General features: G+C 69.2%; 20 protein-coding genes. 9 read left to right on the forward strand and 11 right to left on the reverse strand.

Annotated features, from left to right (window positions below; translation table 11 throughout):
* Positions 1-60: 60 nt before the first annotated feature.
* The 3 genes from ACFV4R_RS16440 to ACFV4R_RS16450 all read right to left on the reverse strand — a co-directional run bounded on the left by ACFV4R_RS16440 (position 61) and on the right by ACFV4R_RS16450 (position 3,240).
* Positions 61-495 carry a VOC family protein gene (locus ACFV4R_RS16440; RefSeq protein WP_377203452.1) on the reverse strand — a complete coding sequence of 145 codons (435 nt, stop codon included), beginning with the start codon at positions 493-495 and terminating at the stop codon, positions 61-63.
* A gap of 118 nt (positions 496-613) precedes the next feature.
* Positions 614-1,336 carry a response regulator gene (locus ACFV4R_RS16445; protein WP_377203451.1) on the reverse strand — a complete coding sequence of 241 codons (723 nt, stop codon included), beginning with the start codon at positions 1,334-1,336 and terminating at the stop codon, positions 614-616.
* Positions 1,333-3,240, reverse strand: a complete 1,908-nt coding sequence (locus tag ACFV4R_RS16450; protein ID WP_377203450.1) for a DUF4118 domain-containing protein — start codon at positions 3,238-3,240, stop codon at positions 1,333-1,335. The genes ACFV4R_RS16445 and ACFV4R_RS16450 overlap by 4 nt, the downstream gene beginning before the upstream one ends.
* 183 nt (positions 3,241-3,423) lie before the next feature.
* Between ACFV4R_RS16450 and ACFV4R_RS16455 the strand changes: the two genes are divergently transcribed.
* Together ACFV4R_RS16455 and ACFV4R_RS16460 are read left to right on the forward strand one after the other, a co-directional pair.
* Positions 3,424-5,400, forward strand: a complete 1,977-nt coding sequence (locus tag ACFV4R_RS16455) for an amino acid transporter (RefSeq protein WP_377203449.1) — start codon at positions 3,424-3,426, stop codon at positions 5,398-5,400.
* Positions 5,401-5,450: 50 nt separating this feature from the next.
* A complete protein-coding gene (locus ACFV4R_RS16460) occupies positions 5,451-6,071 on the forward strand; it encodes an L-threonylcarbamoyladenylate synthase (protein ID WP_377203448.1) in 621 nt (206 codons plus the stop codon).
* Positions 6,072-6,193: 122 nt separating this feature from the next.
* Here the strand turns inward: ACFV4R_RS16460 and ligD are convergent, their stop codons facing one another.
* Positions 6,194-7,231 carry a non-homologous end-joining DNA ligase gene (ligD, locus tag ACFV4R_RS16465; RefSeq protein ID WP_377203447.1) on the reverse strand — a complete coding sequence of 346 codons (1,038 nt, stop codon included), beginning with the start codon at positions 7,229-7,231 and terminating at the stop codon, positions 6,194-6,196.
* A 69-nt stretch (positions 7,232-7,300) separates the two neighbouring features.
* Here ligD and ACFV4R_RS16470 point away from each other — a divergent pair, with 69 nt between their 5' ends.
* Positions 7,301-7,987, forward strand: coding sequence for an alpha/beta family hydrolase (locus ACFV4R_RS16470; protein ID WP_377203446.1), 687 nt, complete (start codon positions 7,301-7,303; stop codon positions 7,985-7,987).
* A gap of 22 nt (positions 7,988-8,009) precedes the next feature.
* Here ACFV4R_RS16470 and ACFV4R_RS16475 read toward each other — a convergent pair whose 3' ends face one another.
* The 5 genes from ACFV4R_RS16475 to ACFV4R_RS16495 form a co-directional block, all read right to left on the reverse strand.
* Positions 8,010-8,156, reverse strand: a complete 147-nt coding sequence (locus ACFV4R_RS16475) for a hypothetical protein (protein ID WP_377203445.1) — start codon at positions 8,154-8,156, stop codon at positions 8,010-8,012.
* 151 nt (positions 8,157-8,307) lie between these two features.
* Complete coding sequence (hrpB, locus tag ACFV4R_RS16480; protein WP_377203510.1) at positions 8,308-10,938, reverse strand: ATP-dependent helicase HrpB; 2,631 nt, start codon at positions 10,936-10,938, stop codon at positions 8,308-8,310.
* 67 nt (positions 10,939-11,005) lie between these two features.
* Positions 11,006-11,650, reverse strand: a complete 645-nt coding sequence (locus ACFV4R_RS16485; protein WP_377203444.1) for a hypothetical protein — start codon at positions 11,648-11,650, stop codon at positions 11,006-11,008.
* On the reverse strand, positions 11,640-11,987 hold the full coding sequence (locus tag ACFV4R_RS16490) for a hypothetical protein (RefSeq protein WP_377203443.1): 348 nt from the start codon (positions 11,985-11,987) through the stop codon (positions 11,640-11,642). Before ACFV4R_RS16490 ends, ACFV4R_RS16485 begins: the two co-directional genes overlap by 11 nt.
* A 171-nt stretch (positions 11,988-12,158) precedes the next feature.
* A complete protein-coding gene (locus ACFV4R_RS16495) occupies positions 12,159-12,671 on the reverse strand; it encodes a flavin reductase family protein (protein WP_056078865.1) in 513 nt (170 codons plus the stop codon).
* A gap of 347 nt (positions 12,672-13,018) precedes the next feature.
* Between ACFV4R_RS16495 and ACFV4R_RS16500 the strand changes: the two genes are divergently transcribed.
* The 6 genes from ACFV4R_RS16500 to ACFV4R_RS16525 are packed head-to-tail and all read left to right on the forward strand — an operon-like array spanning position 13,019 to position 20,916.
* A complete protein-coding gene (locus ACFV4R_RS16500; RefSeq protein WP_377203442.1) occupies positions 13,019-14,455 on the forward strand; it encodes an FAD-binding oxidoreductase in 1,437 nt (478 codons plus the stop codon).
* Between the two features lie 39 nt (positions 14,456-14,494).
* Positions 14,495-16,138, forward strand: a complete 1,644-nt coding sequence (locus tag ACFV4R_RS16505; protein WP_377203441.1) for an ABC transporter substrate-binding protein — start codon at positions 14,495-14,497, stop codon at positions 16,136-16,138.
* The gene (locus ACFV4R_RS16510; protein ID WP_377203440.1) at positions 16,135-17,088 is read left to right on the forward strand and encodes an ABC transporter permease; all 954 of its coding nucleotides are present in this window, start codon (positions 16,135-16,137) and stop codon (positions 17,086-17,088) included. The genes ACFV4R_RS16505 and ACFV4R_RS16510 overlap by 4 nt, the downstream gene beginning before the upstream one ends.
* Positions 17,085-17,936: an ABC transporter permease gene (locus ACFV4R_RS16515; protein ID WP_377203439.1), complete on the forward strand. Its 852-nt coding sequence runs from the start codon at positions 17,085-17,087 to the stop codon at positions 17,934-17,936. The genes ACFV4R_RS16510 and ACFV4R_RS16515 overlap by 4 nt, the downstream gene beginning before the upstream one ends.
* Positions 17,933-19,708 (forward strand): dipeptide ABC transporter ATP-binding protein, encoded by a 1,776-nt coding sequence (locus ACFV4R_RS16520; protein WP_377203438.1) that lies wholly within the window; start codon positions 17,933-17,935, stop codon positions 19,706-19,708. The genes ACFV4R_RS16515 and ACFV4R_RS16520 overlap by 4 nt, the downstream gene beginning before the upstream one ends.
* Positions 19,705-20,916: a PLP-dependent aminotransferase family protein gene (locus ACFV4R_RS16525; protein WP_377203437.1), complete on the forward strand. Its 1,212-nt coding sequence runs from the start codon at positions 19,705-19,707 to the stop codon at positions 20,914-20,916. The genes ACFV4R_RS16520 and ACFV4R_RS16525 overlap by 4 nt, the downstream gene beginning before the upstream one ends.
* 41 nt (positions 20,917-20,957) lie before the next feature.
* On the opposite strand, the gene ACFV4R_RS16530 is transcribed toward ACFV4R_RS16525, so the two are convergent.
* Both ACFV4R_RS16530 and ribA read right to left on the reverse strand, forming a co-directional pair.
* Positions 20,958-21,905, reverse strand: coding sequence for a 5'-3' exonuclease H3TH domain-containing protein (locus ACFV4R_RS16530; protein WP_377203436.1), 948 nt, complete (start codon positions 21,903-21,905; stop codon positions 20,958-20,960).
* Between the two features lie 66 nt (positions 21,906-21,971).
* Positions 21,972-23,879 carry a GTP cyclohydrolase II RibA gene (gene ribA, locus ACFV4R_RS16535; RefSeq protein WP_377203435.1) on the reverse strand — a complete coding sequence of 636 codons (1,908 nt, stop codon included), beginning with the start codon at positions 23,877-23,879 and terminating at the stop codon, positions 21,972-21,974.
* Positions 23,880-23,974 lie beyond the last annotated feature (95 nt).

A 23,974-nucleotide genomic window follows, 5' to 3' on the forward strand; every position in this document is an offset into this window, starting at 1 on the left:
CCAGGAAGGGCACCCCTGCGATGCTTCGCGGGAGTGCCCTTCGCTGACCTGGATACAGGATCAGGGGGCGTCTGCGGCACGCTCCCCCGCGTTGGCGTTGACCAGCCATGCAACGCCGAACCGGTCCGTGCACATGCCGAAGACGTCACCCCACGGGGATTTCTCCATCGGAACGGTGACGGCGCCGCCTTCGCCGCTGAGCTTGTCGTAGTAGCCGCGCAATTCCGTTTCATCCTCGCCGCTAAGGGAAATGGAGATGGCGGAGCCCTCACTGAATTCCATGTGGCTGGGGGTGTCCGAGCCCATGAGCACCAGGCCGTTGGGCGTGGTCAGCATGCCGTGCATGACCTTGTCCGCTTCCGCCGGGTCCTCGGCCATCTGGTATTCGCCGAACGTGCTGACCCGCAGGTCGCCGCCGAAGACTGACTGGTAGAAGTTCAGGGCCTCACGGGCGTTGTCCCGGAAGCTGATGTATGGGTTGAGGATGGTCGGCATACTGGATCTCCTTCGCATGGTGTCTTGCACATGAACCAGACAACATCCTGCACCATGGGCGCCTCCGGGGGTAGGGGTTGCCGGCAGACGGGGGGGCGAGGTTGTGGGGGCACGAATTTCAGGGCACGAACCGGTACCCGATGCCGGGCTCGGTGAGCAGGTGCCGCGGCCTGCCGGCGTCGGCCTCCAGCTTCCGCCGCAGCTGCGCCATGTACACGCGCAGGTAGTTGGCTTCCTTGACGTAGCCGGGACCCCACACCCGTGCCAGCAGCTGCTGCTGGGTGATGAGCCGGTTGGGGTTCAGGACCAGGATTTCGAGGATCTTCCACTCAGTGGGCGTCAGCCGGACCGCCGTGCCGCCGCGGTCCACCCGGCGGGCCGCCAGGTCCACGCTGAACGCCGCGGAGGCCACCACGGGTGCCGCTTCCGGGGCAGGGACGCGGCGTTGCAGGGCGCGCAGCCGTGCCAGGAGTTCGTCCAGTCCGAAGGGCTTGGTGATGTAGTCGTCAGCACCGGCGTCCAGGGCGCCTACCTTGTCCGCCGAGCCATGCCGCGCCGAGAGCACCAGCACCGGCATCGTGCTCCACCGCCGCAGGTCCCGCAGCACTTCGACGCCGTCCATGTCCGGCAGTCCCAGGTCCAGGATCAGCAGGTCCGGTGCGTGCCGCGACACGGCAACCAGCGCCGCTGCGCCGTCGGCGGCCGCGTCCACCGCGTATCCGTGGGCGGCAAGGGTGATCCGCAGCGCCTTCAGCAGATGGGGATCATCGTCCACCACCAGCACCCTGGCGTGGGCAGCCGGTGCGCCGGACGCCGTCGTATCCTGGTTCGCGTGCGTCATGCCCCCGCCCCTCCCGCCGGCCCGGCACCGGGTCCGGTGAGGGCACGTCCGGCAACTGGCGATCCTGCGAGGGGCGGCCCGGCGGACAGCGGCAGGCGGATGACCATCGTCAGGCCGCCGCCCGGTGTTTCCTCAGCGTCGAGGCTTCCGCGCATCGCCTGCACGAAACCCTGCGCCACGGCCAGCCCCAGCCCGATGCCGGTTCCCTGGTCCGCGTCCCCCAGCCGCTGGAACGGCTGGAACATCTCCACCACCTTGCGGGCCGGAACCCCCGGGCCGTGGTCGACGATGCGCAGCTCACCGGCCGGGTGGCCGCCCGGGCCGGCCTGTTGCATCGGGGTTCCGGATATGGTGATGCCCGCACCGGGGGCGTACTTCAGCGCATTTTCCACGATGTTGGCGATGGCGCGCTCCAGCAGCCCGGGGTCCGCTTCCACAGCCGGCATGTTGGCTGGAAGGGCCACCGTCACTGCACCGGCCGGGCACGTCCGGAGGGCATGGTCCACAGCGACCCGCCACCGCACGGGTTCCAGCAGCGGTTCCACGGACTGGGCAGTAATCCTGGACATGTCCAGGAGGTTGCCCACCAGCCCGTCCAGCCGGTCAGTGCACTCATCAATGGTTTCCAGCAGTTCCCGGCGTTCCTCCGGTCCGTAGCCGATGCCGTCCTGGAGCAGGCCCCCGGCCGCCAGCTTGATGCCTGCCAGCGGGGTCCGAAGATCATGGGACACTGCCCGGAGGATGGCGGTCCGCATGGCGTTCCCCTCGGCAAGGCGGGAAATCTCGAGCCTGCTCGCCTCCAGTTGCCGCCGTTCCAGCCGTGCCCGGACATGGACACCGAAGGCGTCCACCAGCCGGCGCTCCGCCCGGGGAATCTCCCGCCCGAAAAGGAGCAGCCAGGTGCGGCTGCCCAGTTCTTCGGCGGTCCGTGCCGCCGAACCCTCCGGGCCCTCATCCCAGCCCGGGATGTCCCCCGCTCCCGCCACCAGTTCCCAGCCCGGCTGCCGAGGGTCAGTGGCAGCCGTGACCACGGCCGCTCCGGAGACCCCGAAGACGCTGAGTGACTCCGAGAGCAGCGCCTGCAGCGTGTCCTCGGAACGGGAAGCCCCCAAGGCCAAGTCCCCCAGGGTTGCTGCTTCGGCCCGGGCGAGGGCCGCTTCCTTGGAGCGGCGGGCCGATCCGTCCACCACGCCGGCCACGGCAACGGATACCCCCACGAAGACGCCCAGCGCCAATACGTCCTGGGGGTCGTGGATGGCAAGGTCCCCCACGGGCGGCGTGGAAAAGTAGTTGACCAGCAGGCTGCTCCAAAGTGCACCGGCCACGGCCGGCCACAGCCCGCCCACCAGGGCGACAGCCACCGCTCCGGCCAGCTGGACCAGCACCGCCGTGGCCACGCTGTGGTCCAGCACAGCCAGGAGCAGCTGAAGGCCGGCCGGAAGGGTAGCCGCGAGCGCGAAACCCGCCAGGGTCCTGCCCCGGCCAAGTTCCGTCCGCACCCGCCGCGGCGGGCGGGCAGCCCGGTCACGGGGCACCACCTGGACATCGATGTCGCCGGCGTCGCGCACCACCCGGGCTTCAACGCTGCCGCGGAACAGTCCCGTAATCCGCCGCCGTGACTGTCCCACCAGGATATGGGTCGCCTGCACCGACCGCGCGTAGTCCAGCAGGGCCTGCGCGACGTCGTTTCCGGCGAGCGCGTGGTACTCGCCGCCGAGGCCGGCCACTGCCCGGCGCTGGTCTTCGAGGGCGCGTGGCGAGTCGCCGCGGGTCCCTGCCGGGGTCCTCACGTGCACCGCCAGCAACTCCCCTCCGCCGCGCCCCGCAAGGCGCGCGGCGCGCCTGACCAGGAGTTCGTCGTCGTCCCCGCCCTTAAGGCCGGCGACGATCCGTTCGGTTGCCATGAGGCACATTCTTCCACCGTTACGGCCGGTGGACGCGCTGCGCGGCCGCGGGGTGTGGGGCCGCTCACAACGGCGTTAAGGATGCATCAAGATCGCCCGTTTGCCGGTTCCGCGGCCCGTGCCCGGTGCTACGTTCGGCTGTGCCCGGCGGCGTGCCGGGACTTTGAATCGAAAGGCATGGCGATGACCACCATGAGCCGGCCCCCGGCTGATCCCTCAGCCCCACCGCTCCCCAGGGGCGTGGCAATGAAGAACTGGCTGCTGTTCGGGCTGCAGGACACCAAGGGCACGCACCAGGGTCCGGGCGGCGTGGCAGCCAGCGGTCACCGGAAGCACCACTGGTGGCAGGTGATGTGCCTGACCGGCGTGGACTACTTCTCCACCCTGGGCTACCAGCCTGCCATCGCGGCCCTCGCCGCCGGTGCCATCTCGCCGCTCGCCACCCTGGTGCTGGTGGCGGTCACCCTGTTCGGGGCGCTTCCCGTGTACCGCAGGGTTGCGGCGGAGAGCCCGCGCGGCGAGGGGTCCATCGCCATGCTTGAGCGCCTCCTTCCCCGCTGGGGCGGGAAGCTGCTGGTCCTGGTCCTCCTCGGCTTCGCGGCGACCGACTTCATGATCACCATGACGCTGTCCGCGGCCGATGCCACCGCCCACCTGATCGAGAACCCCTTCGCGCCGGGCTGGCTGCACGGCCAGAACGTCGCCATCACCCTGGTGCTGTTGGGCCTGCTCGCGGCAGTGTTCCTGCGCGGATTCAAGGAGGCCATCGGCATCGCGGTGGTGCTGGTGGCCGTGTACCTGGCACTGAACGTGGTGGTCGTGGCCCGGGCACTCGCCGAGGCTGCCACCCACCCGGTGGCGGTCAGCGGATGGTGGGATGCCCTCACCACCAGCCACGGAAACCCCCTGATGGCGGTGGCCGTCGCGCTGCTGGTCTTCCCCCGCCTGGCACTGGGCCTGTCCGGGTTTGAGACGGGCGTGGCGGTCATGCCGCAGATCCGGGGCGCCGCCGGTGACACCGAGGCCAACCCTGCAGGGCGGATCCGCGGTACCCGCCGCATGCTGACCACTGCAGCCCTGATCATGAGCACGTTCCTCATCACCAGCAGCTTCGCCACGGTGGTCCTGATTCCGGAGCAGCAGTTCCAGCCCGGCGGCGAGGCGAATGGACGCGCCCTGGCGTTCCTGGCGCACACCTACCTGGGCCCGGAGTTCGGCACCGTATACGACATCAGCACCATCGCCATCCTGTGGTTTGCCGGCGCCTCCGCGATGGCCGGGCTCCTGAACCTCGTACCCCGGTACCTGCCCCGCTACGGCATGGCACCGGAGTGGGCCAAAGCGGTACGGCCCCTGGTGCTGGTCTTCACGCTGACGGGCGTCCTCATCACGGTGCTGTTCGAGGCCGACGTCGATGCGCAGGGCGGCGCCTACGCCACCGGTGTCCTGGTGCTGATGACCTCCGCCGCAGTAGCCGTGACGTTGTCCGCGCGCCGTCTCCGGCAACGGCGCAGGAGCGTCGGCTTCTCCGTCATTGCGTTGCTGTTCCTCTACACCACGGTGGCCAACATCTTCGAGCGGCCCGAGGGCATCCGGATTGCCGGGTTCTTCATCCTGGCGATCGTGGCCATCTCCCTGCTCTCCAGGGTGATGCGGTCCTTCGAGCTGCACGCCACCCATGTCCGCCTGGACACGGAGGCGCTGGAGTTCGTCACCTCCGCGGTGGCCGGACCCATCGGCATCATCGCCCACGAGCCGCTGCGCCAGTCCGCCGAGGCGTACCGCCGGAAGCTGGCCTCCGCTACCGAGGCGAGCCATTTCCCGGACAACGCCACCCCCCTGTTCCTCGAAGTGATGGTGGACGACTCCTCGGACTTCGAAACGGCCCTGGAAGTACGCGGCGTCCTCCGCCACGGCTACCCCGTGCTGGAAGTCCACGGCCCGGTGGTTCCCAACACCATCGCCTCGGTGCTCCTGCATATCCGCGACGTCACAGGGCTGATGCCGCACATCTACTTCCGCTGGACCGAAGGCAACCCGGTGTCGAACCTGCTGCGGTTCCTGGTGCTCGGCGAGGGCGAGATTGCCCCGGTGACCCGCGAAATCCTCCGTGAGGCCGAACCGGACGTCACCCAGCGCCCGTGGGTCCACGTCGGCTGACCCGGATGAAAAGTGGTGCCTATCGCACCGGAGGAAAGTAGGCTCGGGTGATGGCCAGATTCTTTGATGTTCATCCGCACGATCCCCAGCCCCGCGCCATTGCGCAAGCCGTCAACATCGTCCGCGACGGCGGGCTCATCGCCTACCCCACCGACTCCTGCTATGCGCTGGGGGCACAAATGGGCAACAAGGACGCACTGGACCGGATCCGGACCATCCGCCACCTGGATGACAAGCACCACTTCACCCTGGTGTGCCGTGACTTCGCCCAGCTGGGCCAGTTGGTGAACATCGGCAACGATGTGTTCCGGAGCATCAAGTCCGTAACACCCGGAAGCTACACGTTCATCCTGCCGGCCACCAAGGAGGTCCCCAAACGGCTGCTGCACCCGAAGAAGAAGACAGTGGGCGTGCGGATCCCGGACAACCGGGTAGTCCAGGCCCTGCTGGCCGAACTGGGTGAACCGCTGCTGTCCAGTACGCTGCTGCTGCCGGACGAGGACGAACCACTGACCGTGGGCTGGGAGATCAAGGAACGGCTGGACCACCAGGTGGACGCCGTGATCGATGCCGGCGACTGCGGGGCCGAACCCACCACGGTGGTGGATTTCTCCAGCGGCGTGGCCGAGGTGGTCCGCCGCGGTATGGGAGACCCGTCCCGCTTCGAATAGATCTTCGAACAATCCCGGGCCGCACCTACGGTCCCGGGGCGCATTGCCGCCGGCCGCCGTCGTAATTTCCCGACGGCGGCCGGCGTGTCCGCGCCAAGGTGCCCCGTTGTGGAGGGCGCAGGTCAGTCGTCGCTGGCGTCAGTCTGCTTTTTCGCCCGGCTGGGCTGGACCCGGGGCGGTTCGCCGGGCATCTTGGGGTAGTCCGGCGGGAACGGCATCTCACCGAGCCCGTCCTTGGCGTCCCGGTCCCACCACTCCAGCAGGGTTCCGATGCTGCCGGGCTTGTCACCGAACCCGGCCCAGGGGTCGCCGACAGTTTTCAGCCGGTCCGGGACGGTGAGGACGGTGAACTTCCGGGGATCAGTGGTTTCCAGTTCATCCCACGTGATGGGACAGGAGACCGGGGCGTGCGGGAGGGCGCGGGGACTGTAGGCGCCGGCGATGGTCCGGTCCCGGTTGGCCTGGTTGAAGTCCAGGAAAATCCGCTCACCGCGCTCCTCCTTCCACCACGCCGTGGTCACTTTGTCCGGCATCCGCCGTTCCACCTCCCGGGCGGCGGCAATGACGGCGTGCCGGACGTCCAGGAATTCGCGGGCAGGCTCGATCGGGGCGTAGACATGCAGCCCACGGTTACCCGAGGTTTTGATGAACGATTCGAGTCCGGCTTCGGCCAGGACGTCCCGCAGCACCTGGGCGGCCGGGATGGCGTCGTCGAAGTCCGTACCGGGCTGCGGGTCAAGGTCGATGCGGAGCTGGTCGGGGTTATCCGTGTTCTCCGCCCGGGACGGCCAGGGGTGGAACACCACGGTGTTCATCTGCACGGCCCAGACGGCGGCCGCCGGCTCGTCCAGCACCAGTTGGGGATGGGAACGCGCGCTGGGATAGACCACCTTCACGGACCGGACGAAATCCGGAGTGCCCCTGGGCGGGTTCTTCGAAAAGAACATCTCCCCGTCAATGTTGTCGGAGTACCGCTGCAGCGACACCGGACGGTCCCCGTTCGCTGCGATGAACGCTTCCCCCACCTCGCAGATATAACGGGCGAGGTCCAGTTTGGTCAGGCCCAGGTCCGGGAACAGTACCCGGCTGGGGCTGGAAATGCGCATCTCGCGCCCGCCGTTCGGGCCCGGGACGGTGATGGTGGTCTGTTCGCTCGCCATGGGGACAACGTACACCCCGCGGTCCGCATGGCAGCACATTTGACCTGCCAGGTCCGGCATGATGGATCCATGCCCGCAACCGATCAGCACCTGTCCATCCCGGTGGGCGATACCGCCGTCTCCGCCGACTATGCCCGCCCGGACAGCCCGGCGGGCCCCGTATGTACTGTGGTGGTGGCGCACGGTGCCGGCGCCGGGATGGAGCACCCGTTCCTGCGCGGGTTCACCGATGCCCTGAACGTATTGGGCCTGGCCACGCTCCGGTTCAACTTCCCTTACCGTGAAGCGGGCCGTAAATTTCCGGACCGCCCGCCGCTGGCCATCGCCACCTGGCGGGCCGTCATGGACACCGCCGCGGAGCAGGCAACGGTCCACGGTGACACGGGCCCCGTGTGGGCCTGCGGCAAATCCTTTGGCGGCCGGATGGCGTCAATGGCCGTGGCGGAGGGGATGCCGGCGGCCGGCCTCGTCTACCTGGGTTACCCGCTGCACCCGCCGGGCAAGCCGGAGAAGCTGCGCGACGAACACCTGTACGGCCTGGCCACTCCCATGCTGTTCCTGCAGGGCAGCCGGGACACCTTTGCCACTGCCGCCCTCCTTGAGGACGTGGTGGCCAGGATCGGCCCGACGGCGGTCCTGCAGTGGGTGGACGGCGGCGACCATTCCTTTGCGGTAGCGGGGGCTAAACGGCCCGCAGACCAGGTTGGTGCCTCGTTGGCGGCACCGGTGGCGGATTTCATCAGATCCGGCGGCTGATAACGCCCTGGCACGGCGCCTGCTAAGCGGCGTCTTCGTGCCACCAGCCCTCCCACGCTGCAGAGGTCAGCCGGCCCGCCGGGAACCTGCCGGATTCGGTGTTGCGGGGTCCGCCGGCGTCGTTGCGGCGGCCATCCAGCAGGAGGTTGAGGCTGGTCAAGAGAAACATGGTGAGTCCTTCCGTAGGTGGTGCGGACCACGCTGTCCGCGTAGGAAAGAGCCTAGGCAAGGGATGTTTCAGCACGTCGACGGGACGTTTCGGCTTTGTATCGTTGTTCTCACGCAGCCGTCTCCGCACCCGTGCGCCTTGGGCAAGCGCCTCAGTTCCGCCGGTTGGTCCGTGCGGTGGCCGGAGCAGCCCAGGGGTCCTCGGGCCACGGATGCCGGGGATACCTGCCGCGCATCTCGGCCCGGACCTGGGCATACGGCCCGGACCAGAACGAGGTGAGGTCGTCGGTGACGGCCAGCGGCCGGCGTGCCGGGGACAGCAGGTGGAACAGGACCGGAACGCGCCCGCCGGCCAGCCGCGGTGACTCAGCCAGCCCGAAGCACTCCTGCAGCTTCACGGCCACCACAGGCCGTGTGGTTTCCTCTCCGGGGACCGGGTAGGCCACCCGGATCCTTGATCCGCTGGGGACCTCAAGCCATTCGGGCGCCAGCTCATCGAACCGTGCCGCGTCCGGCCAGGGCAGCAGGTTCCGCAGCGGCCCGGCCAAGTCAACGCGCCCGACGGCGGCCCCTTCCGCGAGTGCCTGGAGTTCCGGTCCGAGCCACTCGTCGAGGCGCTCCAGGAGCGCGACGTCCGAAACATCGGGCCACGGTGCGCCCAGCTCGCGGTGCAGGAGGGCGAGGCGCCCGCGAAGGTCGCGTGCCGCCGTCGACCACTCCAGCAGGCCGAGCCCGTCCCGGCGCAGGGCCGCGCTGACCGCTGTACGGCCCGCCTCCGGGGTGGGCAGGACAGGGGTTTCTGACAGCACGATGGCACCAAGCCGCCGCACCTTCCGTGCCGTGACCCGCCCCTGACGGAACTCAGCCTCAACGGCTTCGGCCAGGAGGTGGCTGGCGGCGGACTCGGCCTGCGCTGCGGTGAGCGGCGCCGCAGACCTGATCACTGCCCCGGTGCCCGCGGCGTCCCGCCCACCGGCCCTCGACACCTCCGCGACCGCGAGCCATTCATGGCCGCCCAGTGAACTGCCCGCCGGGAGTCCGGCCCTGGTCCCGGAGCTCAGCAGGTAACGGGCAGGGCCGTCGCCGGGCACCAGGCGTGCAACCCGGTCCGGGTATGCCAGCGCGACGACGGCGCCCGGCGCCTCGCCGGCGGCAGGGCCGGTGCGTCCGGCCGCGTTGCGTCCTGCGGCGTTGGAACCGTGCCGGCGGGCGAGTGCTTCCAGGCGCCGGGTCTCCTCGTGCCACCGCCGCTGGGCCGGGCCCGCCTCCGTACGCAACCTGCCGAGCAGCCGCGGCAGGTCGGCGTCGGGCGCCCGCTGGTCCCCGGCAATGGCCGCCACCACTTCGGCGGCCGCCTGGGCACCCACCTCCGCGGCGCCGTCGAGCAGTGCCCGGGCCAGCCGGGGATCTGCCGGGATTTCCGCGAGGACCCGGCCCGTGGCGGTGGCATGGCCGTCCTGGGTGACGGCGCCGAGCTCGCGCAGCACTTCCATGGCCTCGTCCATGGCCTGCCGCGGCGGCGCGTCCGGCAGCGCCAGGCCCTGGCCGCCGGGGGAACCCCAGCAGGCCAGGGTCAGGGCGGCACCGGCCAGGTCCGCCACCCTGATTTCCGGGGTGGCATGTGCGGGCGCCGCACCGAACGCCTGCTGGCTGTAGCAGCGGACCACGGTGCCTGGCCCCTGCCGCGCGGCACGGCCCGCCCGCTGCTCCGCCGAGGCGCGTGCGCAGGACACTGTCACCAGGCCGGCCATGCCGCGGGCAGCGTCGCGCCGGGGTTCCCTGGCCAGGCCGGAGTCGACGACCAGGCGGACGCCGGGTACCGTCAGCGACGATTCGGCAAGGTCCGTGGACACGATGATCCTTGGTTTACCGCCCGGCAGGCGGCCCGAGACTGCCCTGTCCTGTTCGGCAGGGCCGGCCTGGCCGTGGAGTTCGAGGACGTCCACTGCAGCGCCCAGCCGGTGCCGCAGTCCGGCCGCCACGTGGGCCACCTCGCGGGCGCCGGGAAGGAATACCAGCGCATCGGCCGAAGCCTCCGTGCGCAGGGCGTGCATCGTGGCTTCTGCTGCAGTGGTGGCAACGTGGTCAAGGAAGGCGCGCGTCACGCCGCGGTCGTCCAGCCGGGAAGCCGCGGCAGGATGCCAGCGGACCTCCAGGGCGTGGAGGACCGACGGCGAGTCCACCACGGGAGCGGGCCGTCCGGCGTCGGGGTCCCCCAGCAGGGCCGCGAACCGAGCGGCCTCCACCGTGGCGGACATGGCCACCACCTGCAGGTCGCCGCGCAATTGGCGCACCTCGGCGAGCATTCCCACCAGCAGGTCCGTTTCCAGGCCCCGTTCGTGGACTTCGTCCAGCACGACGGCGGCCACGCCCGTCAGCCCGGGATCGGCCAGCAGGCGGCGCAGCAGGATGCCGGGGGTCACGAACTCGACGAGGGTTTCCGCTCCGGCCCGGCGCTCGCCGCGGACGGTGTAGCCCACCCTGCCGCCCAGGGGGCTGGCATCCAGGGCGGCCAGCCGCCGTGCGGCGGCACGGGCTGCGACGCGGCGCGGCTGGGTTACCACAACGCGGCCCGCTCCGCCGGCCAGGTTGGCCATCAGCGGCGGCAGCATGGTGGTCTTGCCGGTGCCGGGAGGGGCCTGGACCACCGCGGCGGCTGACGGGCCGCCGGCGTCGAGCGCCTTCCGGAGTTCCGGGAGGGATTGTGCGAACGCCAGGTCCGCGCCGATGGCGGCGAGGTCAAAGGGCTGGGTATCAGGGGTGGCGGGCGGACCGGCGGACAAACTCACCTGTCCATTCTGCCTCCGGTACCGTCCCCTGCGTTCCTGCGGGGTGGTCCCGGCGTACGGGTCAGGGTTTGTTGTGGCCCTTGGCTTTGCCCTGGGGTGCTATGACGCCGGGCGGAGGGCCGGGCTGCTGCTGCACGGCCGGTGCGGGTGCCGGCGCGGCAGGAGCAGGTGCCGCAGGGGCAGGTGCCGGCACGGCTCCGGCGTCCGCGGAAGTGGATGTTGGCGTGCCGTCAGCGGACGTGGTGGCGTCCGCTGTGGGGGCTGTCCCGGCGGCAGCGGCGGTACCGGCCACCGCAGCCCGGGACTCCAGTTGTCCGCTGATGTCGGCCCGCACGGCGCCCAGGGCACTCTCGATGCCGCGCAGCCTTGGCGCGGTGATCCGGCCGTCGAGGGCAGCACGGTCGAGGTCGTCCTCCAGCCCCTGCAGCGCCGCCAGTGCGCCTTCAAGCCTGTTTTCCGCTGCAGCCTGGCTGATGCTCAGGACCCGGATCTGGAAGCCCCGCAAGGTGGCTTGGTCAGTGTCGCCGGCCTGCTGCCCCTGGTAGACCGCCAGGGAGGCGGCCGTGAGGCCTGCAGCGAGCAGGACGGCGATGCCGCTTCGTATCAGAGTGGAGCGCGACAGGCGGCTGGGGCGCCGTGTTGGCAATGACGGGGCAACGGGAACGGCGGCGCGGCCTTCCCCGCCGGGCAGCAACTCAGGCAGCATGCCGGCCCCGGAGCGGGGCCAAAGATGCAGCAGGGCGCATCGGCAGGGTGGAAACCCTCGCCGGAACAGGGGCTCCGGCGGTGTCACGCAGAGCGGCATCCGCCCCGGCAACTGCCTGTGGGCCGGGCGGGGTGGCAGCACGAAGGCGCCGGAGCACCACCTGCACCGTGGCGCGCAACAGGACCGCTGCCAGCTGTCCGATGCCGACGCCCAACAGCACGTGGCCGGCCAGGAACTGTCCGCCCGGTGCCGCATCGCCATAGGGGGCGGACGCGGCAACGGCTGCTCCTCCGGCTGTGAGCATCAGTGACCAGGCAACGCCGAATACTGCGCCCATTGTTCCTGCTTCCCTCGTCCGCTAATCAGCAAGCTTACGGTAATGCTCAGCAAGCTTACTACTCGGCGGTGCGGATGCAAGAACCCTGCAGGGAACCGGACCAGGACCACGCCGCGACCCGGCCGGAGACGGCCGCCCACGGCGCCGTCATCCCGAAGCGGAAGTGGGTGGTCAGCTGGCGGCTTCGAGCAGGCGGACCGGCGAAAGTCCGGCGTACCGGCCCTTGAAGAACAGGAGCGGCTCGGCGTCCGTCCGGGCACTCAGGTGCCGGACGCTGGCCACCACGATGGTGTGGTCGCCGCCGTCGTACTCCGCGTGAAGTTCGCAGTCGATCCAGGCGAGGGCATCGTCAAGGATGGGATTGCCCAGGGGCGAGGACGTGTGGCTGACCCCGGCGAACTTGTCCGTTCCGGAGCGGGCAAACTGTCCGGCGAGGTGCTGGTGTTCGGCCGGCAGGATGTTCACCGTGAACGAGCCCGCGTCCCGCAGGACGGGCCACGTGCTGGAGGTTCGGGCGGGGCTGAACGTGACCAGCGCGGGTTCCAGCGACAGGGATGCGAACGACTGGCAGGTAAAGCCCGCCGGCCCTTGCGGAGTTGAGCTGGTAATTACCGTCAGCCCGCTGGCAAAGGTTCCAAAAATATCGCGAAGCCGGCGGGGGGCAAGATCTGATGTGGCTGTCATTATGTGGCCTCTCGTTTGGATCGTTACCTCACCAAACCACTACCCAAATCAATTCGACAAGCACCGCCGCAATGCACTGACGCGCTCCGCAACGCGGCTTCACGCCGGTACCCGCGGCGTCATCTGGCGGGACTGTTACGCCGTTCATGACAGTTTCTTACCGCCCGTTGATCCGCATGTCCTGCAATTTCGTTTTGTTTATTCCGGTTTCGTCCAGGTTCGCGGCACAGGGGCCAACAAAGCTAATTTCCCTTAGAACCGAATTGGAAAATGACGCTCCGGGAAAATTCCCCTTCCCCCTCCTGTCACATTCTTCCGCCATGCACCCACCCCGAAAGAGATCCGGCATGACATCAGCAGAACCCGAAGCGCGGCTGCGCCCCACCCATCCGCAACGGGCCGTGGACTCATTCGTCCTGGAACTGTCCGCCCGCCACCCGGACATCGACGTGTTGGCGCCGGCACCGGAAACCGGGCGCTACCGTTACGACGCCGCGACGGCGAAAACCGCCGGGCCTGACGCCGGCGCGGATGGTCCCGCCGTCGTTTTCCCCGCCAGCGCCGGTGAGGTGCAGCAGGTGGTGCGGCTGGCCGCTGAATTGGGAGTTTCGGTGGTTCCCCGCGGCGCCGGTACCGGCCTGTCCGGCGGCGCCACCGCCGAAGCCAGCCAGGTGGTGGTGTCCACGGAACGGCTGACAGCTGTCATCGAGGTTTCGCCGCTCGACGAAGTTGCCGTAGTGGAGCCGGGCCTCATTAACGCTGACCTGAACGCACGCCTCGCACCGTACGGACTGTTTTATGCCCCTGATCCTGCCAGCTTCGATATCTCGTCGATCGGCGGCAACATCGCTACCAACGCCGGTGGGCTGAGGTGCGCCAAGTACGGCGTGACCCGTGAATCCGTCCTGGCCCTCGACGTCGTCCTCGCTGACGGCAGCCTGGTCAGCGTGGGGCACCGCTCCATCAAGGGCGTGACCGGCCTGGACCTGACCTCGCTGTTTGTCGGCTCGGAGGGAATCCTGGGGATCGTGGTCCGGGCCACCGTCCGGCTGCGGCCCATCCCGGTGGCCCGGAAGACCGTCACGGCGTTCTTCGACAGCACGGAAGCCGGCGCCAAGGGCCTCTCCGCCATCACCCTCTCCCCGGTCCGGCCCGCGGCCATCGAGTTCTTCGATACCCCCAGCCTGGAAAACATCGACAGCCATTCCGGCACCAGCCTCCGCGGCCGCGGCGCCGCGCTGATCCTGATCGAACTCGACGGCTACGGCATCGAGGCGCAGTCCGCCGACCTTACTGCGGCGCTCACCGCCGCCGGCGGGCGGGTCACCGTGGAATCGGACGACGACGGCGTGCGGCTCTGGGAGCTGCGCCGCAGCGGCCGCGGCCTCCCGCAGGACAAGTGGTACATCGGCGAGGACATTGCCGTCCCGAAGTCCCGGCTGCCTGAGGTCTACGCAGCGTTTCCGGCCCTGGAAGCACGCTTCGGCGTGGACATCTCGGCCGTATCGCACGCCGGTGACGGCAACCTCCACCCGCTGATCACGCTCGACAAACAGCCCGGCGACGACCCCGCGCAGCCGCCGGCGGCCCTGCAGGAGGCCGCCACCGAACTGGTCCGCGTGGCACTCTCGCTCGGCGGCACCGTCACCGGCGAACACGGCATCGGCAGCATCAAACAAGACTGGGCCGCGCTGGAACTGTCCCCGCGGATCCGCCAGGCGCAGCACGCCATTAAATCAGCCCTGGACCCGCACGCACTGCTCAACCCCGGCAAAGCCATCTAGCCCAGCGGGCTCCCACCACTTCCACCCAGGAGAACTCCCATGACCCCCATCGAATTCCGCCGCCGCGTCTTCCTCGCCGGCATCACCGCCATCACCGGCTCCGCCGTCCTCACCGCATGCGGAGGCCCCGCGGCCACCAGCTCCTCCGACGCCGGCACCCCGGTTGACGGCGGAAACATCACCTTCCTCATCCAGGGCTACGACACTGGCTGGGTCTCCAGCAAGACATCCATTTCCAGCTACGAGGGCAACCTCTGGGGCCAGATCACCGACAAGCTGGTCTACGTCGACGACAAGGGCCAGCTCAGCCCCTGGGTCGCCAGCAGCTGGGAGGAACTCAACGGGGCCAAGGACTTCGTCCTGCACCTCAAGGACGGAGTGACCTTCTCCGACGGGACGCCCCTGGATGCGGCCGCCGTCGTGGCCAACCTCAACGCCTGGGCCAAGGGCGCCCCGGACCGCGGCGTCAGCAAGGTGGGCCTCTTCCCGTCCAGCAACTTCGTCAGCGCCGAAGCCGCCGACGCCAAGACGGTCAAGGTCTCCTTCTCCTCCCCCGCCCTGGGCTTCATCGCCACACTCGCCTACCACGGCTGCATCCTGCTGTCCCCCAAGACCCTTGCCCTGCCGGTGGACGCCCAGGCGGACCTGGCACAGGAAATCGGCAGCGGCCCGTTCGTCCTCAAGTCCTGGAAGCAGGGCGACTCCTACGTGCTGGAGAAGCGCAAGGACTACAACTGGGGGCCCGCCGCCCTGGGCCACACGGGCCCGGCGCGGCTGGACACCATCACCTACAAGGTCATCAAGGACACGTCGGTGCGGACCTCCACGGTGGCGTCAGGCCAGGCCGAGGTCGCCTTCAACGTGGAACCGCAGGAAATCGAGTCCCTCAAAGCGCAGGGCTTCACCGTGGGAACACCCAAGTACCTGGGCTTCGTGGACGGCTTCCAGGTCAACACCCAGGCCTTCCCCACCAACGATCCCAGCGTCCGCCAGGCCATCCAGCACGGCATCGACCGCGAGGAGATCCGCAACACCGTCTACACAGAGGACTGGGACGCGGCCACCACCTTCATCCAGGGCAACGTCCCGGAGGCCGGCGACTACAGCAGCGCCTTCGCCTTTGATGCGGACAAGGCAAAGAAGCTGCTGGACGACGCCGGCTGGAAGCCCGGGCCCGACGGGTTCCGCGTGAAGGACGGCAAGGTCCTCGAATTCCCGCTCACGCCCAACCCGTACGTTCCCTCCACCAAGGCCGAGGACGAGCTCATCGCCCAGCAGCTGGAGCGCATCGGCATCAAGGTCAACCTCAAGGTGGTGGACGTGGCAGGTTACGCCGCCATCCAGGCCAGCCGGCCGCCGCTGTTCCAGACCTCCCGCAGCTTCGTGGACGTGGGAACGGTGGCCGGCGTGCTGACCAGCCAGAACAACGGTGAAAACTGGTTCAACCTGGGCACCAGCGACCAGAAGCTCAACGAACTGTCCACCGCCATCGCCAGCGCGTCTGACCGGGAATCCCGCGAAAAGATCGCCGGCGACCTGCAGCAGTACGTGCTGGAGCAGGGCTACTTCATCCCCCTCAACCAGCTGGTACAGCGGCTGTACCTCATCTCGCCGGCGGTCAAGGGCGTCCAGTACAACGGCCTGGCGTACGCCAACTTCTACACTGCCTGGGTCGCCAAGTGACCAGAGGCTATGGCCGCTTCGCCCTTGCCCGGGCCGGGCAGGCGGCGGTGGTGGTGCTCCTGGCCTACGTGCTGACGTTCCTGGTCATCAGCGTCCTGCCCGGTGACGCCATCACCAACTCGCTGCGTGACCCGCAGTCCGGCCTGAGTGAAGCCGACATCCAGCGGATTGTGGAGTTTTACGGGCTGGACCAGCCGGTCCTCGTCCAGCTGGCGTTGTCGCTGGGCCGCTTCCTTACCGGCGAGCTGGGATTCTCCCTTCAGTCCAACCTGCCGGTGGCCCAGATCGTGGGTGACGCCCTGCCGTCAACGCTCACGCTGGCCACCACGGCCCTGGCCATCGCCGTGGTCTTCGCCGTCGCCATCGCCTATGGCGCGCACTACGCTCCGCAGAGGTGGGCCGGCATCCTGCGCTCCATCCCGTCCTTCTTCCTGTCCGTGCCCAACTTCGTGATCGGCCTGGTCCTGATCGAGCTCTTCGCGTTCCGGCTGCACTCCTTCACCACCACTGACCCGAACAGCGCCACCGCAACCCTGTTCGCGGCCGTCACCCTCGCCATCCCGGTATCAGCGCCGCTTGCCGAAGTGCTGATTGCCAGCCTGGACCATGAATCCCGCCAGGAGTACGCACTCGTGGCCCGCTCCCGTGGCCTCGCCGAAGCGCAACTGTTCGCCCGGCACCTGGTGAAGCCGTCGGCCCTGCCTTCAGTGGCCATGGTGGCCCTCATCGTGGGCGAACTGCTGGGCGGCTCCGTCATCACCGAGACCATCTTCGGCCGCGACGGCATCGGCACCGTGGTCCAGAAAGCCGTCACGGGCGAGGACCAGCCGGTCCTGCAGGCGGTGGTGTCCCTTTCCGCGGTGGTCTTTGTGGCGGTCAACCTCGCCGCGGACCTCCTTACCCCGTTGCTCGACCCGCGGGTCAACGTCAGAGAGGCAGCCAACGCATGAGTGCGGACCTGAATTTCGCCCGTCTTCGCAGCGCCGGGACGGCAACGCTCCGCAGCCGGCCCGGCATCCCGCCCACGGTGCTGGTGTCCTTCCTCGTCATCCTGGTCGTGGTGCTGTGGTCGCTGCTGCCCTCACTGTTCACCGGGTACAGCCCCGTGAACGGGGACACCGGCAGCAAGCTCGACGCGCCCAGCCTGCAGCACTGGTTCGGCACCGACTACCTGGGCCGGGACCAGTACGCGCGGGTGGTCTACGGAACAGCGTCCTCGGTCACCAGCGCCCTGGTTGCCGTGGCCATTGGCCTGGTGGTGGGCAGCGCCATCGGCCTGGCCAGCGGCTTCCGCGGCGGGTGGCTCGATGCCACCCTCGGCAGGTTCGTGGACGTGCTCCTGGCCATCCCCGGCTTCCTGCTGGCCGTGGTGATCGTCAGTTCGCTGGGATTCCAGACCATCAACGCAGCGATCGCCACCGGAGTATCCGCCGTGGCCGTCTTCGCCCGGCTCATGCGTGCGGAGGTCATCCGGGTCCGCCGCTCGGCGTTCGTGGAAGCGTCCTACCTGGAGGGCGGCAACAGGCTCCAGGCGCTGCTGACCCACGTCCTGCCCAACGCCTACCGTTCGGTGCTGGTGCTGGCGGTGCTGCAGTTTGGAACGTCCATCCTGGTGATCGCCTCCCTCGCCTTCCTGGGCTACGGTGATCCGCCCCCATCCTCCGACTGGGGCCTGCTGGTGGCCTCGGGCAAGACCTACGTCACTGCGCCCTGGCTGGTCTACGCCCCGGCCCTGGTGATCGTAGCCACGGTCCTGTCCATCAACCGCATCAGCCGCTGGCTCAGGAACAGCAAATGAGCGCCCCCAACCCCGGTGGACCCACCAGAGGAAAGGACACGACAGTGCCTGAAACCAAGCCATCCCCGCTGTTGAGCGTCGAGGGCCTGCACGTCGCCTACGGGGACCGGAAGGTGGTCCACGATGTCGGGTTCACTTTGGCCCGCGGCGGAAGCCTGGCCCTGATCGGCGAATCCGGGTCCGGAAAGTCGACCATCGCCAAGGCAGTGCTGCGGCTGCTGCAGCCCGCCGAAGCGTCAGTGGGCGGCAGCGTCAGGCTGGCCGGGACTGACGTACTGTCCTTGCCGGAGCGGCAGTTCCGCGCCCTGCGCGGCCGGCAGCTCGGGTTCATCCCGCAGGACCCCGGCTCGGCACTGAATCCGGTGCGCAGCATCGGCACCCAGGCGCACGAGGCCGCAGCACTGACCGGGGAACGGGACGCCGCCGCCCGCCGCCGGATCATCCTGGAGGTCTTTGACCAGGTGGGCCTGCCCGATCCTGTCCGCGTCTACGATTCCTACCCCCACCAGCTGTCCGGCGGAATGCTCCAGCGGGTACTCATCGCCCTGACGGTACTGCCGCGGCCGTCCCTGATCGTGGCGGACGAACCGACGTCGGCCCTCGACGTCACGGTCCAGAAGCTCATCCTGGACCTGCTGGGCGATCTCCGGAAGGAGCTGGACATCGGCCTGCTCCTCATCACGCACGACCTCGCCATCGCCGCCGAACGCGCCGACACGCTGGTGGTGCTCAAGGACGGGGCCGTCCAGGAACAGGGCCCCTCAGCCCAGGTCTTCGCCGCACCCCGCACGGACTACGCCCGCAACCTGCAGGCCGATGTTCCCGCGCTCAATCCCGACCGGTACCGCAGCCAGCGCACCAGGCAGGACAGCGATTCACAGGCCGTCGCCACACAGGACGGCACGACGGCGGACGCCAGCACCGCGGATAGGCCGGCACAGATCGCGGTCACCGATGTCACCAAGAGCTTCCGGACGCGAGGCAAGGAGGTGCGCGCGGTCGACGGAGTCTCTTTCGCCGTCGAACGCGGCCGAACCCATGCCCTGGTGGGCGAATCCGGCTCCGGCAAGACCACAGCTGTCCGGCTGCTGCTTGGACTGGAACAGCCAGACAGCGGCGCCATCACGGTGGGCGGCCACTCCACCGCCGGACTTACCCGGGCCGGCCTGCGCGATGTTCGCCGCCACCTGCAGCTGGTCTACCAGAACCCCTTCACATCGCTGGACCCCACGTGGCGGGTGGGCAGGATCGTCCGCGAACCCCTGGACCGGTTCGGAGTGGGCAGCACGGCCGAGCGCGCGGACAGAGTGCGCGATGCCCTTCAGTCCGTGGGCCTGCCGGACGACGCTGCGGACCGCCGTCCTGCCCAGCTCTCCGGCGGACAACGGCAGCGCGTGGCCATCGCCCGCGCACTGGTGGTCCGGCCCGACGTCGTGGTCCTGGACGAGCCCACCTCCGCGCTGGACGTCAGTGTGCAGGCCGGCATCCTCGAACTGCTGGCCCGGCTCCAGCGGGACCTTGGGCTGACCTACGTGTTCGTCTCCCATGACCTTGCCCTGGTGCGGCAGGTGGCGGACACCGTGTCAGTGCTGCGCCGCGGCCAGGTGGTGGAACACGGCACCGTAGACCAGGTCTTCGACCGGCCGCAGCACCCCTACACCCGGGCGCTCCTGGACGCCATCCCGGGCACCTCAGGACTGGCGTCGCCTGCCGTGGCGGCCGCTCCCGCCGAACACAGCCACATCCCGAAACTAGCAGAGGCAGCACTATGACTTTGACCCCCACCGCAACCGCCGGCCCGGAATCGCTGCGGAAGCCCGCCCTGATCGCCGGCTTCACCGCGCCCAAGGGGTTTGGTGATGCCACCCTGCGGGACAAGCGGGAGGACGCCATCGAGCTGCTGGGCGGCGTCCCGGACCCCGGCGTCCTTCCGGCGGCAGAGCTCGCCGCCGCCACGGCAAGGGTCCTCTCGAGGCCAGGCCTGCCCTCCCTGCAGTACTCCCGCACCGAAGGCATTTCACCCCTGCGCGAGTGGATCGCAGACCGCGAGGGCGTGCCCGTGGAGCGGATCATCATCACCAACGGCGGATTCCATGGCCTGTCCCTCGGCATCCAGACCGTTGTGGAGCGCGGTGACCTCGTAGCCGTGGACAACCCGATCTTCCCGCTGTTCCTTCGCGGGCTGCAGCTCTCCGGAGCGCAGACCCTGCCCGTGACAGTCGGTGCCCACGGGATCGACGTGGACGAACTGGAAGACAAACTGCGCCAAGGCGCCCGGCCCTCTGCCCTGTACACGGTGCCGGACTTCCACAACCCGTCCCAGGGCACACTCCCCGCCGAGGCCCGCAACAGGCTGGCCGGACTCGCGGAGCACTACGGATTCGTGGTCCTGGCGGACAACCCCTACCGCGAGCTTTGGTATTCCGGCGGGCCGGAGAGCGTGGATGCCTTCAATCACTCGGACCACGTCATCCACATCAACACCTTCACCAAAACCCTGGGACCGGGCCTGCGGCTGGGCTGGCTGGTGGCACCGGAACGCCTGCTGCCGGACCTCGTGGCGCTGCGGAGCCGCCAGGACTCGCACAGTTCCACCCTGGTGCAGGCGGTAGTGGGCGAAGCCCTGACGGCGGACCCGGGCCTGTTCGATTCGACCCTTGGCCGGGCGCGCGAGCTGTACCGCACGCGGGCCGAAGCGCTGATCGCGGCACTGGACCGGGAGGCTCCCGGGGCGTTCGACAGCGTGCTTCCCGGTGGCGGACTCTTCCTGTGGCCGCGGCTGCGCGACGCCGGCATCGATCCGGATCTCCTGGCGGCGGCGGCCAGTGCCGAAGGCGTCGAGTACCAGCGGGGTTCGTTCTTCGCTTCGGGGCCGGGCACCGGTTCGGACCGCCACCTCCGCTTTGCGTTCGGCGATGTTTCCGTGCCCCGGCTCGAGGAGGCTGCGGCCCGGCTGGGACGGGCGCTGAAGAGCCTCTGATCCCGGCCCGGCAGGAACCCGGGCGCCGGGCCTGCGCGGGGTCAGCCCGGCTGCCCCCGCAGGTCCAGGGCATCCAGGAGCCGGCGGACCGATCCGCCCAGGTTCCAGTCGGTAGCGATCCGTTCCAGTTCCGCCCGCCGGCGGCCGGCCACCGGTTCCAGCATGGCGCCGGCCTCCTCCGCGGCGGGCAGTTGCAGGTCCCGCACCAGGCGGACGACGGCGGGGGCTGCTTCGAGGTAGGCGGCCGCGGCGGACAGCCGCGCCCGGACAGGTCCTGACACGCCGCCGTCGGGGGTGTCCGCTGCCGCCAGGAGGGCATCCAGGGTGCCGTACTTGAGCAGCAGCGACGCCGCCGTCTTCTCGCCGATGCCGGCAACGCCGGGCAGGCCGTCTGACGCGTCGCCGCGGAGGGTGGCGTAATCGGCGTACTGCTGCGGCAGGACTTTGTATTTGGCCACGATGGTTTCCTCCGTGCAGACCTCCAGGTTCCGCATTCCGCGCGCCGTGTAGATCACCCGGACCTGCCGTTCGTCGTCGCACACCTGGAAGAGGTCCCGGTCCCCGGTGACGACGTCCACGGGCATGGCCGCGTGCGTGGCGTAGGTGCCGATGACGTCGTCGGCCTCATGCTGCGCTGCCCCCACGATGGCGATGCCGGCAAGCTCCAGGGCCTCCCGGATCATTGGCAGCTGCGCCTCCAGCGCATCGGGCACCACCTCAACGTCGGTGCCGCCGGGCTTGGCCTCGGCCACCCGGTGCGCCTTGTAGGTGGGGATTAGGTCCACGCGCCATTGCGGACGCCAGTCATCGTCCCAGCAGGCAACGAGGTGGGTGGCGTGGTAGTCCGTGGTGAGCCGGGCAATCATGTCCAGCAGGCCCCGGACCGCGTTGACCGGCGTTCCGTCGGCGCGCCGGATGGTGTCCGGGAGGCCGTAGAAGGCACGGAAGTACAGCGAGGCAGTGTCGAGCAGCATAAGGCGCTGGGGCATACCTGATCCTGCCACGGAACCACCCGGAATGGTGGCAGCGGCAGGATACCGCCGCCACCCGGGGCCCTAGAAGGACGGAGCGGTGAAGCCCAGCCCCAGCAAACCACGGCCTGCCTGTTCAAGAATGGGATCGATGCCCAGGGTGGGATGGTTCAGCAGCACGCCGACGTCGCGCTGGATGCGCTGCAGGGGATGGCTAAGCCGGTGGGCGCTGCCGCCCGAACCGGCGAGGACCACCCTTACGGCTTCCTGCGCTGCCTCGGCGCTCAGGGCGAGTGAGAGCCGGAACGCGGCCCTCTCCCCCTCCGGCAGGCCTGGCGCCTGCAGGCCACGGGACACCGGCTGCACCGAGGCCGCCACGGCGGAGAGCCCTGCCTCCCAGTGCAGTTGCGCCGAGGCCAGCAGTCCGGCGGCCCGGGCGTAGCGCGCCTGCGCCAGAGGGGAATCGGCCTGCCGGATGTCGACGCCGTTCTTCACCTTCGGCGCAAGCAGCTGGTCACGGAAGAGTTCCACCGCATATTCGGCCGAACCCAGTGCCGCCGCCGGGGCCACCAGGTTCAGCAGTGTGGCCATTGGGGTGTGGATCAGGGGATCGGAATGGATCAGGCTGCCCGGGTTGTCCGCCGCGCTGAGTAGCGCCCAGTCCATCACCCGGTATTCCGGGACGAACAGATCCGCGGCGCGCAGATCGTTGCTGCCGGTGCCCCGGAGCCCGTCCGTGTGCCAGGCATCAACCAGTTCCAGGTCGGCGAGGGGAACCAGCGCCTGCAGCCGGTGGCCGTCCTGCTGGATGGCCACCAGCGCCCACTCCGAATGCATGATGCCGGAGGCAAAGCTCCAGTGGCCCGAGACCGCGTAGCCGCCGGGAACCTTCCGGGCAGCACCGACGGGTGCGCTGGTAGCGGCCGCGAGCGGCATCCCGCCGCCGGCGAAGACCTCATCCTGTACCCGTTTCGGCCAGCGGGCCAGCATCCAGGCATGCTCGGCGAGATGGCCTGCGGTCCAGGCCGTGGAGGCGCATCCCCGGGCCAGGCGGCGGACCGCCTCGCCGTACGTTTCCGCGCCCAGTCCATAGCCGCCCACCGCGGCAGGTGCGAGGATCCTGAAGACCCCGGCGGCTTCAAGGTTGTCAACCGTGGCATCCGGGAGGCGGCGCAGCCCCTCCGTTTCTTCGGCCGCCGCCCGCAGTGCGGGCACCAAAGCCGCCACACGGTCGAGCATTTCCTCATGGCCGGGCACCTCCGCGGCGCCCTTCGCCATGCCGGGCACGACGGCGGGTTCGGCACCTGTGCCTTGGCCCGGTCCAACGCGCGGGTCATGATCCAGGTCCAGGGTATGGCCCGTACGGTCACGTTTGGCTGCCAGGTAGCGGCTGTTCGCGGCGGACAGGTGGACACCCGTGGGTACCTTTTCGCCGACGCCAATACCAAAAGCGGTCAGCTGCCCGGCTTTGTCCGGGTTGTTGCTCAGGAGCCGGATGCTGGTGGCACCCAGTGCTTCCAGCATTTGTGCTGCGGCGGAGTAGTCCCGCTCGTCCTCGCCGTGGCCCAGCGCGAGGTTGGCATCGTAGGTATCCAAGCCCTGGTCCTGCAGGGCGTAGGCATCCAGCTTGGAGTACAGGCCGATGCCGCGGCCCTCCTGCCGGAGATAGAGGAGGAAACCGCCGGCGCCCGTGATGGTTTCGGCAGCTTCCCGCAGCTGCGGGCCGCAGTCGCAGCGCTCGCTGCCGAACACGTCGCCGGTCATGCACTCGCTGTGCAGGCGGACCATCGGTTGCCCGCTGAGGAGAGCCTGCTCCCAGGGCCCAAGAGCCAGCAGCAGGTGTTCCTTGCCGTCCGCCAGGCCGTCGAAGGTGAGGATCTCCGCCGTCGTGGAATAGCCATCCGGGAAACGAAGCGGGACGGTGACGCGGCTGCGGACGGTGGCCGCGGGGAGGGCGGCGTGCGGCAGCGGGGCGTGGGCAACAGCAGTCATGGGGTCCTCGGCAGTCGGAAACGGAAATACTTGAAGCTTGAACTAAATCCTACGTCCAGTTAGTTCAATGTTCAAGCATTTGCGTCTTCCGGTGA

The sequence above is a fragment of the Pseudarthrobacter sp. NPDC059871 genome, assembly GCF_042731175.1.
GTDB lineage: Bacteria > Actinomycetota > Actinomycetes > Actinomycetales > Micrococcaceae > Arthrobacter.

Coding starts and splice junctions, on each gene's coding strand:
- ACFV4R_RS16450 (WP_377203450.1), bottom strand. CDS start 3,240: ATGGCAACCGAACGGATCGTCGCCGGCCTTAAGGGCGGGGACGACGAC.
- ribA (WP_377203435.1), bottom strand. CDS start 23,879: ATGACTGCTGTTGCCCACGCCCCGCTGCCGCACGCCGCCCTCCCCGCG.
- ACFV4R_RS16445 (WP_377203451.1), bottom strand. CDS start 1,336: ATGACGCACGCGAACCAGGATACGACGGCGTCCGGCGCACCGGCTGCC.
- ACFV4R_RS16475 (WP_377203445.1), bottom strand. CDS start 8,156: ATGTTTCTCTTGACCAGCCTCAACCTCCTGCTGGATGGCCGCCGCAAC.
- ACFV4R_RS16495 (WP_056078865.1), bottom strand. CDS start 12,671: ATGACAGCCACATCAGATCTTGCCCCCCGCCGGCTTCGCGATATTTTT.
- ACFV4R_RS16525 (WP_377203437.1), top strand. CDS start 19,705: ATGACTTTGACCCCCACCGCAACCGCCGGCCCGGAATCGCTGCGGAAG.
- ACFV4R_RS16505 (WP_377203441.1), top strand. CDS start 14,495: ATGACCCCCATCGAATTCCGCCGCCGCGTCTTCCTCGCCGGCATCACC.
- ACFV4R_RS16515 (WP_377203439.1), top strand. CDS start 17,085: ATGAGTGCGGACCTGAATTTCGCCCGTCTTCGCAGCGCCGGGACGGCA.
- ACFV4R_RS16490 (WP_377203443.1), bottom strand. CDS start 11,987: ATGGGCGCAGTATTCGGCGTTGCCTGGTCACTGATGCTCACAGCCGGA.
- ACFV4R_RS16485 (WP_377203444.1), bottom strand. CDS start 11,650: ATGCTGCCTGAGTTGCTGCCCGGCGGGGAAGGCCGCGCCGCCGTTCCC.
- ACFV4R_RS16530 (WP_377203436.1), bottom strand. CDS start 21,905: ATGCCCCAGCGCCTTATGCTGCTCGACACTGCCTCGCTGTACTTCCGT.
- ligD (WP_377203447.1), bottom strand. CDS start 7,231: ATGGCGAGCGAACAGACCACCATCACCGTCCCGGGCCCGAACGGCGGG.
- ACFV4R_RS16455 (WP_377203449.1), top strand. CDS start 3,424: ATGACCACCATGAGCCGGCCCCCGGCTGATCCCTCAGCCCCACCGCTC.
- ACFV4R_RS16460 (WP_377203448.1), top strand. CDS start 5,451: ATGGCCAGATTCTTTGATGTTCATCCGCACGATCCCCAGCCCCGCGCC.
- ACFV4R_RS16520 (WP_377203438.1), top strand. CDS start 17,933: ATGAGCGCCCCCAACCCCGGTGGACCCACCAGAGGAAAGGACACGACA.
- ACFV4R_RS16440 (WP_377203452.1), bottom strand. CDS start 495: ATGCCGACCATCCTCAACCCATACATCAGCTTCCGGGACAACGCCCGT.
- ACFV4R_RS16470 (WP_377203446.1), top strand. CDS start 7,301: ATGCCCGCAACCGATCAGCACCTGTCCATCCCGGTGGGCGATACCGCC.
- ACFV4R_RS16500 (WP_377203442.1), top strand. CDS start 13,019: ATGACATCAGCAGAACCCGAAGCGCGGCTGCGCCCCACCCATCCGCAA.